The following is a 14,269-nucleotide window of genomic DNA, read 5'->3' as shown; positions in this document are numbered from 1 at the left end:
TCTAAGCTTCTGCGCCCAGCATCATTAACAGTTCGTCCAGCTGCATGTAAATAGCAAGCGGATCATACGGCCAAAATATATCGACATTCAGCTTGTACACCCGATTATTTTTAACTGCATCAATCGATTGCCACACACTCGTTGAATCGTCAAACTCCGCTCCATTGGATATATCCAGGAAAATATGATTGCCCGCATATTCAGGGATCACCTCAAACGATATTTCCAGCAGGTCTTTGCCCGTATTCAGGAGTTGCTCCTTCACAATGGCTGGCGGCTTAAGCTCCAAATATTTGTATATGGCCTGACCGCCACGATATATTCCGTCGCCATAAATATAGTAGGTTTTGTTAAATGCGCTAACAATGGTGAAGGTGTCGTCAGGATCCACAATTTTATTGATTTTTTCCTTGCTGTCAGCCACCTTTTTGTCAAAATCCGCAAGCCATTGCTCCGCTTCCTCCTGTTTGCCAAGCAGTTCCCCGAATAGGCGCAGATCCTTATGCGCATCGCCAATTGTATCGTAAGGAATAACAACAGTAGGCGCAATTTTGCTTAATTGATCGTACATTTCCTCAGCAACCGTCACAATAAGATCCGGTTGCAGCGCCAATATTTTTTCCAGCGAGGAAGCCTCAATTACGCCAATATCTTCGATCCCATCGGTTTTTCCTGCTAGGTGCGGATATTTCAGTTCCCAGCTTGGCGCGCCTACAGGTTTAACATCAAACACAAGGAAATAAGGCAAGAAGCCCTGCGTTACAATTCTCTGCGGATTGGCGGGAATTTCGATATCTCCCTTGACGGTAGAGAAAATTCGGGTTGCAGAAGAATCGCCAGCTTCATTGCTTTGCGGCACGCTCTCAGCTGACGGCGGCTGCTCTCCCTGCTTCGCAGCGGACGCTGGAGATCCTGAGGATGCCGAGCCGCACCCGCCCAACAGCCACAGCATTGCCAGACAAACCAGCACCAATCGTTGGCTGCTTAAAAATCGAACCACAGTATAACCACTCCCTTTAATTGATAATGATTATCATTATTAACGACCCAACCTATTATAACTGGCAATTAAAGCAGTCTCCATTTCATAATCTCGTAATCTTTATATGCACTAATGTTGCATGCTATTGGGAACAGCACGCCAACTGCTACTGAGTAGCTTGCGCGCTTGCTCTCCTATCTCTGGACTTGCTCGGCGGCTTCCACGATCATCGGCAGCTGAACCTCCAATGCAGCGGCGTCATCAGACCAAAAATGCTGCAGGGACAGCGAATATACCCGATTTCCCTGCAGTGCAGGAAGAGCAGACCATATCCGATGCTCAGCCAGCACCTGATACAACTGCTGCGGATTATGCCCAGTGTCGCTGATTACAAACATATGATCAGCCGCAAAACGGGGCAGCTCTTCAACTGATATCGTAAAGTGACTAACATGCCCTTTCATTTTCTGCCGAATCAACGGAGGCGGCTGCAGCTGAAGCGTTTGATAAAAATTGTAGCTGCTCCGGCAGCCCTTCAAAAAAATAATAATCTGACGCTCGCCTCTGATTTCATAAACAGCAGCCGTCTCATCTGGAGGGATAATCGCAGACAGACGCCCCTTCCATAGCAAAGCGTTAGCTTGATAGGTTTCAAGCCAACGCTTTGCCTCGGCTCTCCTCCCAAAAATGTCGGCCAGAAGCCCCAGCCGCATAAACGTATCGTCTTCATACACGGGGAAGAACAGCACCGGAGCAATTTTCTCAAGCTGCCGCAAGCGGCTCGCATTTTGCGTTAGCACGTAGTCCGGAAGCAAAATCAGATCCGGGGCAAGCTCCCTCAGCAGCTCCGTATCCTCCAGTTCGTATATGCTGGCAGCTCCGGCTTCCAGCAATTGCTTTTGCAGCAAAGGCGCAGTATGCCACGGCGCAAATGAAACAGCCACAGGCACAATACCCAGCGCAAGCAAATCTCCGGCTTGCTGCATCGTGGCGATACGCAACGTCTTGTTTTGCATCCTGCCGCGATAAGCTGTAGGCGACATGCCGCATTCCTTCTTGAACCTTCGACTCAAATAAAGGCCATTCATAAAGCCTGTACGATGAGCGATATGATCCAACGTCATATTTGTCGACAGTAGTAAAATACGCGCCCGATTCAGCCGAATCTTGCTTAACATTTCGGAAAAGTTGTAGCTGCTCACCGTTTGAAACAATCGCGAGAAATGGCTTACATTGAATTGCTTGCTGCGGGCCGCCTCCTCTCTTGTCCAATTCCGTTCACAATGAGCCAGCATACTTCGAATCGTTTCTGCCACAGCCTGCTCTGCTGTTGTTCTGGCCAAACTTGACCTGCTCATATGCAGCGATATTTGGTGAACGATCTCATTAAGAGCACGATCGCATATATAATTATCGGGAGCAGCTTCCCCGCTTTGCCGGACTAATTCCCTGACAAGCGCCGGAGTGCGCTGCATAATTGGCTTAAGCACAAAACCATTATTAGGCAACATGCTGTAGTCAAGCCGATAAACCAGTCTGTCGGCATCTTCCTCCTCAAGAGCATAAGCATGAAAAAATAGACCGGTAACCTCAAGCTCTTTATCATCAACGGGCATGATGGTTACAGTAGCCTCCGGCTGGACATACAACAGCAGCTTGCTTTTCAATATTTTACGCTTGCGCTGAAAATCTACAAACGCTCTGCCTTCCGTGTACAGTAGTAAAGCACTTTCCGCTTTAACAGTAACGGGCTTTATATCCTGCCCCCACTTCCATACACAAGCGGTATAAAACTTGAACATCGCCGTCAGTGCTCCTTCCCTGTTCTTGAAGCGTATTGAGAATGGTTATCAATTAATTATATCTTAACTGAGAATTATTATTAATATCTCAATCGTTTATCTTTGACGATTTGAAGCTGTGGTAGCTAAGTTAAAATATAAAAAATCCCCTTCCAAGTTTCGTTGTACGCTCTTGCACACGCTCTACTCGAAAGGGGATATTATTAGTTAGTAATAGAACCGTTATATTTTATTAAAATGTGTAGCGGTCAAACGAGATGTCATGCCCGTTAAGCAGTGATAAAGTTCCTCGTGCTCCAGCTTCATTTACCCGCAAGCTTAATGTACTACCACTTAGAAATCCTTTATAATCGATCTCCAATTTCCCCTCTCTATGAAAAAGAGGCTTGAAAGCAGACATTTCCTTGGCAAATTGCTCCAGGTCAAAGATGCCGCGCTCGTTTGCCGCTGCAGCCCCAACCGCTTCAACTACAACGCCGGTCCGGCGTCCGCGGCACACTACAAGGCGATAACCATCCTGCTGACGTATTTCATAAGGCCCGGACAAGTGTACCGCAAAATAAGCTTCTTCTACTTTACCGTACAATGCTTCCGCCTCCTGCAGCCACTCCCCCTCGGGAATAACGCCGATCACCTCATCCCGAACCGCATCAGGCAGCGGGTATAGTGCCATGACTACGTTTTGATGATAAAGCACCTCCGTCCATTCGCTCTGATGGCGAGGGTCGTTGCCAGCTTCGGCATATCCTTCTCCCGGGTGGAAAAAATACAGCTGATTGCCTAACCCGCCAAGGCGCACCGGCAGACTGAACAGCCAGCGCAGCTGCTCGTTATCAAACTCCTTGACTCTCTCCCATAATCCACCTGCCGCGAACTGCTCGGTGATATAAGCATAGGAGTGCAGCACGCGTCTCTCACCCTCGACCGTTTTAAGGATAGAGCTGCACACCTCGGACGGCAGCTTTCTATTTAATGCCATGCGCCGGGCGCTCTCTGGGGCTGCACGGAACAGAAGCCCAGCGTATTCCGTTCGCGGCATTTCTTCCGGCAGCTCAAAATCACCGAACTGCACATAATCATGCAGAACGTTCGCATCCTTTGGCGCGTCATGCGGCCAGCCGCGGGAATGGGCGCCAACCCAGGCGCCTTTTAAATAAAGGCTCGCCCTCAAGCTCCATAAATGATCCACCATTTCTGCCAGCTCGGCCTTAAGCCCTTCATCCTCCGCCAGCTCGAAGGCGCAGGTGAACGCCTGAACCCAGTGCCAGAACCACGGGAGTGTTCCGTACTCCGCCATCCCCTCCTTGCGGAGAACCTCAAGCGTACGCCGCAGACTATCTCTCCCGTCTTCGATCAAGGCCTGATCTTCATACCTTTGGCCGAAAATCAGCTTTGCCGCCGTAAATTTCGCTTCGTGGTGGCCGTAATGCTCAAGCGGCTTGCGGTAGAAATTACCCTTATATACATTTCTTAATGCCGTCTCAAAGCTCTCGGCTAACTCGCTGCTCATATGCTGTGCGTAGTTATGATAGAAATAAGCCATCAGGCTTCCCATTAGCTCTACGGGCAGCTCATGGGGCGTGGCTTGCTCGGGAACCGGATGCAGATTGAGCGGCCAATGCCCGTACATCGGGCTATCCGGGTTCGTCTCCTGCAATTGGAGCACCCGGTACAGCACTTTTTCGGCCAGCTGCTTGGCCTCCAAGCGATCAAACCATGGCGCCTCTACAGTACTAACGGCAGCCGCGAACAAGTAAGATGCGTAATAGTAGTTATCTCGAATATCGCCATGAAACCATAAACCACTGTCAAGCAATGGCTCGTTCCATGCTTTTTCCGCTATGCTTCGTACGATTTCGTTCATTCTTCTCTGATACGGATTCATAAGTGACTTCCTCCCGATCGCTAGTTTATCTAGTATGCTCGTCTTAATCCTCTCATCATAACATGCCGACCGGACGCTAAAAGCAGCTTTTTAAAGGCTTTCTAGCAGATTTTAAAGGTCTTGGCGTGTTCTCTTCCTTTCCTCTGACTAATAAATTAAACCACTTGCAAAATAAACGCAAACGGATTAATATGAACTCATATGAACATTTTAAACCAAAACGAACGAAAAGAGGAGGCTTTTTTTAAAATGGAAAGACGTTATGCATCTCACCCAAATGAAGTAAAACAGTTCGACACGGATCGACTTCGTCAGGAATTTCATATTCCAACATTATTTACGCACGACAAATTAGAACTTGTTCTGACTCACGAGGATCGCCTGATTATCGGCGGTGCTGCACCCGTGAAGCAAGATGTCAAGCTGGAGACCGATCTGAAGGAGCTTGGCGTATCCTTCTTCCTGGAGCGCCGCGAGCTTGGCGTGATCAACGTAGGCGGACCAGGAGCGATCATCGTCGACGGCACAGAGTATGACCTGAACACGAAAGACTGCCTGTACGTAGGCATGGGCTCGAAAGAGGTTGTTTTCCGCAGCAAGGACGCTGCCAAGCCTGCTAAATTCTATCTGAATTCAGCGCCAGCTCACAAAGAATTTCCAACAGCGAAGACGACACTCGGAGAGGCTGATTCCAGCGCACTTGGCTCGATTCAAAACTCCAACGACCGGACGATCCATCGTTTCATCCATGCGGACGGCATTCAGAGCTCCCAACTGGTTATGGGTATGACACAGCTTAAAACAGGCAATATGTGGAATACCATGCCAGCGCACGTTCATCCACGCCGGATGGAAGCTTATATGTACTTCGATCTTCCTGAAGATGCGGTTGTTTTCCATCTCATGGGCGAGCCGACGGAAACCCGTCATATCGTCATGAGAAACGAACAAGCCGTTATCTCCCCAAGCTGGTCGATTCATAGCGGCGTTGGAACAAGCAATTATACATTCATCTGGGGCATGGCCGGCGATAACAAAATTTATAGTGATATGGACGCCGTAGACATGAAGGATTTAAGATAGAGAGATAAATATTTACGGAAGAGTTGAGATGTATGAGTCCAATTAGACGGCATGAAAGAATCATGGAGGTTCTGCTGACGAACAAAGAGGTTACGGTGGCGGAGCTAAGCGACAAGCTGGGCGTTACCGGCAAAACGATTCGCGAGGATTTGACCCGGCTTGAGGAGCAGGGATTAATCGTTCGCGTTCACGGTGGTGCCATACTGGCGCAAAGCGATCAATTCGGAATCCTTCCGTCCAAGGAGCCTTTAACGAAGCACGCGGACGAGAAGGCCGACATTGCAAGCCGAGCCCTGCTGCATATCGAGCCCAACGACATCATTGCACTGGACGGCGGGAGCACAACGCTGGAGATTGCACGCCGCCTAAGCAACGAACCTTTGACCGTCATTACTAATGATGTGTATATCATCAGCGAACTGGCCGTAAAGGACAACATACGTCTCGTCGTTCCCGGCGGCTATCGGGTTCGTAATATGCTGGCCGGGCCGGAAGCTAATTCATATATCCGGCAGCTTAACATTCAGAAAGCTTTTATTTCGGCGACAGGCATCCATCCCGAGCATGGTTTATCGATTTATACGGGGGATCTCATTGACTTCAAACGGGCCTTGATTGAGACGGCCCGTGAAGTCATCGCCGTCATTAACCATCATAAATTCGGGCAAACCGCACTGCGAACGTTTGCTTCCCTAAGCGAGCTGACCTGCATTATTACCGACAGTGGACTCCCAGCCGAGATTGCACAACAGTACAGTAACGCAGGAGTAACGATTGAGTGCGGCAAAAATCAGAATTTCTAAATGATAAAAGGAGAGTCCAACCCATGAAATTGTTCGATTTAACAGGTAAAACGGCTCTAGTAACTGGAACTACCGGCGGATTGGGACAAGGCATCGCCATCGGCTTTGCCGAGGCAGGCGCAGATGTGGTCTGCGTCTCCGTCAGCTCTAGCCATGAAACCGTAAAGCAAATCGAGAGCTTGGGCAGAAAAGCTTCGGCCATCGAAGTCGACTTGAGCGATCACAGCAAATTGCAGGCCACCTTCGACGAAGCGCTTAAGCTTACCGGCCACATTGACATTCTCGTGAACAATGCCGGCATTATTCGCCGGACGCCAGCCAAAGACCACAGCGAGAAGGATTGGTTCGATGTGATTGACCTGAACCTGAACACCGTATTCCTGCTATCCCAAATCACGGGTCGCCATATGCTGGAAAGAGGCAGCGGAAAAATCATTAATATTTGCTCGATGCTCTCCTACCAAGGCGGAATCAACGTACCAGGCTATACAGCAAGTAAACACGGTGTAGCCGGGCTAACTAAAGCATTCGCCAATGAATGGGCAAACAGCGGGCTGCAAATCAACGGCATTGCTCCAGGCTACATGGCGACGGATAACACGGCGCAAATTCGTGCAGACGAGAATCGCTTCGCTTCAATCACGGATCGAATTCCTGCCGGTCGCTGGGGCACTCCTGAAGACCTGAAGGGCCCAGCCGTCTTCCTGGCCTCCTCGGCATCGGATTACTTGAACGGCCACGTCCTTTGCGTTGACGGCGGCTGGATGGCAAGATAATAAATTTACAAACCTTTATTGCTTATATCCAGGATAAATTCAAGAGCTTAACCTTTCTATCGTCCAATTAGCGGCGGTAGCAAGGTAAGCTCTTTTTCTTATTGTTCTTGCTCCATGTGAATTTGGTTTTGCTGCGGTCTGCAGCTGCAAATGCACCGTGGGAGCTGTTGGCGGTGAGAGAGCTGTAACAGAATATATATAAAAAGAGACATAAAGACGGTTTATCCAAGTCTTTATGTCTCTCTTTATATAGATCGTTATTCGTCTAAAAACTTAATGTTGCGAGCATGCTCATTAATATGAAAATGCCCCTCTTCCGCATGAAGTATCGTCTGCCCTTTTATTTTTAACCGAATGAATGTCACTCCATCGACAACTCTGTCTTGATCGAATCCGTAAATCCGGTTCGGCTTGGCGTTATCCCCTGTATAGCTGACATTTCGAAATGTAATATTCTCAATGCCTGTGCCCGGCGCAGGGTTATAATCGGGATTATGCACCACGCGAATATCGATCAATTGTCCCAATTCAAAAGGCTCCACGCGAATATCATCATATAGAACGTTGCGGACAATATTCTTATCGCCCGCATTGATCGCCATCGCTCCCCAATAGTTCTCTTGAGGCTCGTGGTGTTCAAGGATATCCAAATTTTCGAACACGATATCTTCGATCGTATCCCCATCCCTATCGTAATCGCCATGCGTGCCAATCATTAACGGATGCGCGACATCGGCCCATAATACCGAATTGCGGATCTTTACACGGCTTGTGCTTCCACGATAGTCCCAGCGGGTTCCGTAAATGGCAATACAGTCATCCGAGGTACGAAGGAACACATCATCAATCTCAATATCCGAACTGGCCATCATGTCGATGCCATCCGACCAGCCTCTTGTGCTGAATGATTTAAAATTTCGGATCCGGATATGGCTCGACTTCCCGATATAAATACTGTAGTGAGGAGGGTCTATGAGAATTAACCCCTCAACCTCGATATTGCGCGAGAACCCGATGCGGATGCCGCGGAAAGCAGAATATCTATGAAACTCGGATAAATATAGCACGCCTCTTCCTTTAATGGTTACATCCTGTACATGTTCGCAAACCAATGAGCCCACCACAACGGCACCGCCTGCAATATACACTGTTTTCCCGGACGGAATTCGCAGTATCGTCTCTTCGATATAATGGAGCCCCGGGGCAAAATATAGGGTGTCCGGCTCCTGTCCCGAGCTGTCTAGCGGCGTCTTAAGCAATCTCAAAATATCTGCGGCACGGTGAATGGCCGTTTTTCCTGGCCGCTCTAATACGACTACACCGGGATCGTCCGGCTGGGGAGCATCCTGTTCCGGTTCTCCAGCAAAAAGATGCAGGTTGCGGAAGCGCTCGCCATTGATTTCCACCGATAATTTCACGGGCCGATCGATCACAAAACGGAGAATTCCGCCCTCGTGATCTGCCTTTATTTGCGCAGAGAGCGGACGGATGACCACGGAATTGATTTTGGCAAACAAGCATTCGATTTCGACTTCGACGATGCCTTCGCGGTCAAAATAAGCCATCGATGCCAGGCGAACGTGATGCATGTCCACTTTTACCTCGTAAAGAAACAGCTCCTGCCAGTCTCCATCCTTGGCCCGCACGCGAACGCGATAATCCTTCGAACCAACAGCTCCTTCGGGTGCTGAATATATGACGGTTTTGTTCATCTGCATCCTCCAGCAATCCATAATCAATGGTTATTTACATACTTAAGAAAATACAGCCAGAGTAGAAAAACCCCGGCTGTATGTGTAAGCGATGATCCTATGCTTGTCATCTTTACCCTTTCGTTGCCCCTGCGGCGATGCCTTTAACGAAATACTTCTGCAGAAAAATAAAGGCAATAAGCACCGGCACAACCGACATCGTCGTCCCCGCAAAAATCATATCCCAGCGGGAGGAAAATTCACCGATATAACGGTAGATTTCCACAACCATCGTCTTCGGCTGGCCGGACGGAAGCACCAGCATCGGCATGAGGAAGTCATTCCATATTCCGAGTCCGTTCAGCACGACCATACTCGCCGTGACGGGTCCCAGAAGCGGAAAGACGATCATCCAGAACGTTCTTACTTTAGAGCAGCCGTCGATTTCAGCCGCTTCTTCGATTTCGAGCGGAATGCCTTTGACGAAGCTGGAGTACAGCAGGCTGCCGAAGCCGACCGCTCCGGCGATATAAATCATGATCGGACCTGCCAGGCTGCCGTACAGTCCGAGCATTTTTAACTCCTTGAACAAAGGGATCATATAAGCCTGGAACGGAATCATCATCCCGGCCAGGAAGTAGACGAACATAAATCTTGTCCATCTCGTATTTCTGCGCTGGATCGCATAGCCTGCCATAGGAATAATGATCACCTGGAACAGGATGGAAACGACGGTCAGAATCAAGCTGTTTACGATGGCTAAAGGATAGTTCGTTTCCGTCAGCAAATACTTAAAGCTGTCCAAGTATAACGACTTTGGAAAGGAGATTGCGTCGCGCATAATTTCAGCGTTGCTCTTAAAGGCCGACATAATATTAAAGAAGATCGGAAAGAAGAAAATGACGGCGATCACCAGCGTGATCAGGAATATACTAAGATTTATGAGTGTTTTTCGTGTTTTCAGTGTCATATTACATCTCAACCTCCCTCTTCTGGAGGACTTTCACCTGGAACACGGTAATGATCAAAATGATGAAGAACAGTACCAGCGCCAGTGCGGTGCCGAACCCTTGCCGCAATTCACCGAAGCCTACTTTATAGATGAGATACGTCAATGTTTCGGTCTCAAAACCAGGACCGCCGTCGGTCATGACTGCGATTTGGTCGAATATTTTCAGGGCGCTAATCATAGCTAGAACCATACATACCGTAACTGATCCGGCCAAGAGCGGGAAGGTGATATGACGGAATTGCTGCCAGCCATTGGCTCCATCGATGCTTGCCGCTTCATTGAGTTCTTGCGGGATTCCCTGCAAACCTGCGAGATAAATAATCATATAATAGCCTGCGCCCTTCCATACGGTAGACAATATGACGGCCAGCATGGCATATTTGGGATCGCCCAGCCAATCTACGGCAAATGCGCCCAATCCGAGTTTGTCCAACAATTGATTCAAGACACCGAAGTTGTAGTTGAGCATCATTGCCCATACGAACCCCATGACGATGCCGCTCAGCAAGGTCGGAAAATAAAATATGCTTCTGAATATTTTGCTCAGCCAACGTACTTTATCGACGAGAACCGCCAAGAGAATGGCGACGATATTTTCAAGAATAACGAGACTGATCGTTAATACCATCGTATTTTTTAATGCATTGTGAACCCTGGGACTGTTCCAAATTTCCACGAAGTTGGCTAATCCGATGAATCGAACATCAGAACTGATGCCATCCCAAGAGGTGAAGCTGTAATATACACTTCCTAGCGTCGGAACAATCACGAAGAGGGTGTACAATATAAATGATGGCAGGATGAAATACAATGCGTAAGGCTGCCACGTTTTCTTTTTTTTAATGGTAGGTGTAGCCATAGTTCCTCTCCCTCCCTCAATCGCTCGTATGAAAAGAGAGGGAACCCCCGAAGAGGTTCCGCTCCTCAGCATGCTTGCTTTTACATGGCGTTCGCTTTCACTTGATTGTCATATTCCGTATCTGCTTGCTTCATGTAGTCCGCAACGTCTCCGTCCTTCACAACAAGCTCCTGCAGCAGCTTATAGTACCAGTTGCGGAATTGCGGCGGTATTAAATTGTCGCCCCACCAATTGTTGATCGCCAAAGATTTATTTACAGTCGGATCAGCAATCAGATCGAGCGCAACCTGCATTTGCTCGCTTGTCTCATAAGTCACTTCTGCTTTAGTTGAGGGAATAGCGTTAATGCTTGCCAAATAGTTCGAGTAATTCTCCGGCTCAAAGAAGAAACGGATGAATTCCTTGATCGCTTCGACCTTATCCGTATCCTTGGACGCTTCCGTCGAAATGGACCAGCCTGCTGGAGATGGCAGCCCAATTACATTGATTTTGCCTTCGCGGTCAGGAACAGCATAAAATCCGAATTCAAAATTAGGATCGGCCTCAGCAATTTGTGTGAACATCCAGGTTCCAGAGTACAGCTGAGCAGCTTTGCCGCTAACGAGGATCGAAGCTGTCTGATTATCTCCGGTGCTCAACCAGCCTTTGTCGACGTACTTTTGGAACAGATCTTTAAAATCCGTCATAGCTTGAACCACTTTTTCCTCGGTGAAGCTAGCCTGCTGCGCCGTACGCTTGGAGTTCCAATCCGGATCTTCAGCGTACACAGCATCGATGAGGAACTTATTAACCCAGAAGCCCATATGGAAAATGTCTTTGCCGCCTACGACGATCGGAGAAATTCCGGTCGCTTTCAGCTTTTCCTGGATCTCGATAAACTCGTCATAGGTTTTTGGCAGTTCCGTAATCCCTGCATCCGCATAAGCCTTCTTACTGTAGATAATTCCTTGAGGCGCGTTGACCTGCATCGGAGCATTCCACACCTTGCCATCCACTTCAGGCGGTGCCTCGAACAGATCAAGCAAATCTGCCGGCAGTTCTACAATTTTACCTGCATCCGCGAACACTTCCGTGTCCCGCATTTCTACGAGATCCGGGAATTCGCCGACGGCATCTTTGGTCTTCAACCAATCCAGGTAGGCAGATGACGTTGTTTCACTCAAATCTTTTATTTTGATATGAGGATTAACTTCCATAAACTTCTTGACGGTATCGGCAATCGCTTTTTTCGTCGCCGGGTCGCCGGAAGCATACCCAATCGTAAATGCAACCTCTTTCTTCGCTTCCTCAGCAGAGCCATTTCCCGGTGTGTTGGCGGTATTGCCGCCTGCATTGTTGCCGCCGCCGCAAGCGGTCAGCATCGTTGTTGCCACCAATAATAGTACGGATAGTTTTAGTAATGTTTTTCTAAACATAGTTGAGATAACCTCCCCTTTTTGCCTCTAGACGGAAACGGGTGACCGATGTGCGCATCATCTGTAAGCGTTTCAGTTGATAACAGCATAGCATCCCCATTTTCGGATTAGAATGAACTTTTTTAAGCGCCATATGCGCAATTTTAAGATGAGAAAACAAAAACGAACGGGACGCTTAATCTCCCGTTCGCCAGAACACTAGGCTGTCTCCTCGGTAATCGGAAAAGTGAGGAGCACAGAAGTGCCGACATGCTCCCTGCTGTTAATCGTCAAGCCGTATTGCTCGCCGAATACCGATTTGATCCGTTCGTGCACATTTTTCAAACCGACGTTTTTCCCCGGTGCTTCGGGATCATTTAACGCCCTATAAATGCTGTCCAACTTATCCTGCTCCATCCCGATCCCATCGTCATAAACGGTGACGACCAGCGTGTCGTCGCGTTTCTCCACCGTCAGCCCTACCGTGCCTTTGCCTTTTTGCTTCAACCCATGCTGAATGGCATTCTCCACGAGAGGCTGCAGAGACAGCTTCAAGATTTGCCAATTCAAATTGACCTCGGGCGCTATGCTGCAATGAAGCTCGAAACGCTGATCATACCGAACCGAAATAATGTAAAAATAATCCTTCAAATGCTCCAACTCGCTATGAAGGCTAACCTTCTCTTCGCCGTAATCGATGACGTATTTCAATTGATTGGACAAGGACAGGATCATATCCGCCACCTCATCCTGATCCTTATCTACCGCATTCATTCGGATGACTTCAAGCGTGTTATACAGGTAATGCGGACGGATCTGGCTCTTCAGTGCATTCAGTTCCGTCTGCTTCTGCTTGATCTGGGCCACGTAAGCCTCATCGATATACGCCTTCAGGCGCTCGACCATTCGATTGAAGCTATAGCTGAGCCTGCCAAACTCGTCATTGCTCTGAATTTCGACTTGGGTATTCAGGTTTCCGGACTCGACCTTGCTCATTTGCCTCATCAGAGTAAGAATCGGAGCCGACAGCCGCCTGGAGAACCAGGTTCCCATAATAATGAGCGCTATGGAGCACAGAGCGATCGCGATAAAGATCGTCATGCGCACGGAAAACAGCTGCTCAAACAGCGATTCGCGATGAATGCGGGCCGTCAAGCTGCCGTCAAGAAACGGGATCGGCTCCGACATGACCATCATTCCTTGATCCGACCCGGCTGCTAGCCGTTTTCCATCCGCAGAAGAAAGCTCTTTATTGCTGAAATATACATTGCCTTCTCCATCTAACAAATATAATTCATCATTCTCCCCTAAATTCAGCTCCTTCAGGAACTGATCGAAAATAACCGTGTCTACATCGAGGAATAAAGTGCCTACGACTTTAGGTTCGGCCGTAACGCGGCCGGAAATATCGATTAAATTACGGCCAATCGTAAATACCTTTCGGTCAGAGGTCGGAAAGTAGTCGTCGGAATGCGTAGGAAATATCGCTAATTTTGAAGGATTACCGCTCATTTGCTGGCGCCATTCTTCATATGGAAGCAGCTCCGCAGCCAGTCCCTTGTTCTCCTTCTCTTGGTAATAGAGCTTTCCGTCGCTCTCGCGGACAAAATAAACACTGCTAATATAAGAATCGCTATACAGCACCGTTTTTAGAAAAGAATCGACCGGGATGCTGTTGATTTGCTCCAATTCATTGACATTGTAAGCTTGGTTTTGACTTGAGCTCTCGACGTATCCCTCATACCTTCCGGTGTACATCAGTTTGGACACCTCGTTGTATTGGTTAAATGCCGAATTCAGATTGTAGCTCATATACAGTACCATCTGCTGCAAATTGCCGGTCGTATATCGCTCTACATATCCGGTGAATGTGTTCACCGAAAACAAACTGAGGGCAAACAACGGAATAAGCCCAACTAAAATAAAGGACGCTGAAAATTTAACGAATATGCTAGTAAACTTGCGACCCCATAAGCGCATAC

11 protein-coding genes are annotated in these 14,269 nt (G+C 48.3%); 3 read left to right on the top strand and 8 right to left on the bottom strand.

Features of this window, described 5'->3' with window-relative positions; genetic code table 11:
• Window position 1: 1 nt before the first annotated feature.
• From ACE3MQ_RS07275 to ACE3MQ_RS07265, 3 genes are all read right to left on the bottom strand, one after another.
• Window positions 2-1,000, bottom strand: a complete 999-nt coding sequence (locus ACE3MQ_RS07275; protein WP_379391953.1) for an iron-hydroxamate ABC transporter substrate-binding protein — start codon at window positions 998-1,000, stop codon at window positions 2-4.
• A gap of 176 nt (window positions 1,001-1,176) precedes the next feature.
• Window positions 1,177-2,784, bottom strand: a complete 1,608-nt coding sequence (locus tag ACE3MQ_RS07270; RefSeq protein WP_379391952.1) for a helix-turn-helix domain-containing protein — start codon at window positions 2,782-2,784, stop codon at window positions 1,177-1,179.
• A 232-nt stretch (window positions 2,785-3,016) separates the two neighbouring features.
• Window positions 3,017-4,669 (bottom strand): hypothetical protein, encoded by a 1,653-nt coding sequence (locus ACE3MQ_RS07265; RefSeq protein ID WP_379391951.1) that lies wholly within the window; start codon window positions 4,667-4,669, stop codon window positions 3,017-3,019.
• 249 nt (window positions 4,670-4,918) lie between these two features.
• On the opposite strand from ACE3MQ_RS07265, the gene kduI reads away from it, so the two are divergent.
• From kduI to kduD, 3 genes are read left to right on the top strand one after another with little or no spacing between them, the layout of a single operon-like run.
• The gene (gene kduI / locus ACE3MQ_RS07260; RefSeq protein WP_379391950.1) at window positions 4,919-5,752 is read left to right on the top strand and encodes a 5-dehydro-4-deoxy-D-glucuronate isomerase; all 834 of its coding nucleotides are present in this window, start codon (window positions 4,919-4,921) and stop codon (window positions 5,750-5,752) included.
• Between the two features lie 32 nt (window positions 5,753-5,784).
• Entirely contained in the window at window positions 5,785-6,555 is a 771-nt protein-coding gene (locus tag ACE3MQ_RS07255) for a DeoR/GlpR family DNA-binding transcription regulator (protein WP_379391949.1), read from the top strand.
• 23 nt (window positions 6,556-6,578) lie between these two features.
• Entirely contained in the window at window positions 6,579-7,331 is a 753-nt protein-coding gene (gene kduD, locus ACE3MQ_RS07250) for a 2-dehydro-3-deoxy-D-gluconate 5-dehydrogenase KduD (RefSeq protein ID WP_379391948.1), read from the top strand.
• Window positions 7,332-7,588: 257 nt separating this feature from the next.
• On the opposite strand, the gene ACE3MQ_RS07245 is transcribed toward kduD, so the two are convergent.
• From ACE3MQ_RS07245 to ACE3MQ_RS07225, 5 genes are all read right to left on the bottom strand, one after another.
• Entirely contained in the window at window positions 7,589-9,043 is a 1,455-nt protein-coding gene (locus ACE3MQ_RS07245) for a glycosyl hydrolase family 28 protein (RefSeq protein WP_379391947.1), read from the bottom strand.
• Between the two features lie 112 nt (window positions 9,044-9,155).
• Window positions 9,156-9,992, bottom strand: a complete 837-nt coding sequence (locus tag ACE3MQ_RS07240) for a carbohydrate ABC transporter permease (RefSeq protein WP_379391946.1) — start codon at window positions 9,990-9,992, stop codon at window positions 9,156-9,158.
• A gap of 1 nt (window position 9,993) precedes the next feature.
• Window positions 9,994-10,893, bottom strand: a complete 900-nt coding sequence (locus ACE3MQ_RS07235; RefSeq protein WP_379391945.1) for a carbohydrate ABC transporter permease — start codon at window positions 10,891-10,893, stop codon at window positions 9,994-9,996.
• Between the two features lie 80 nt (window positions 10,894-10,973).
• Entirely contained in the window at window positions 10,974-12,308 is a 1,335-nt protein-coding gene (locus ACE3MQ_RS07230) for an ABC transporter substrate-binding protein (RefSeq protein ID WP_379391944.1), read from the bottom strand.
• A gap of 198 nt (window positions 12,309-12,506) precedes the next feature.
• Window positions 12,507-14,267: a cache domain-containing sensor histidine kinase gene (locus tag ACE3MQ_RS07225; protein WP_379391943.1), complete on the bottom strand. Its 1,761-nt coding sequence runs from the start codon at window positions 14,265-14,267 to the stop codon at window positions 12,507-12,509.
• Between the last annotated feature and the right edge of the window lie 2 nt (window positions 14,268-14,269).

It is taken from the genome of Paenibacillus lentus (assembly GCF_042714055.1).
Classification (GTDB): domain Bacteria; phylum Bacillota; class Bacilli; order Paenibacillales; family Paenibacillaceae; genus Fontibacillus; species Fontibacillus lentus_A.
The sequence above is the reverse complement of the archived record's forward strand: the minus strand, read 5'-3'. Positions and strand labels throughout refer to the sequence as shown.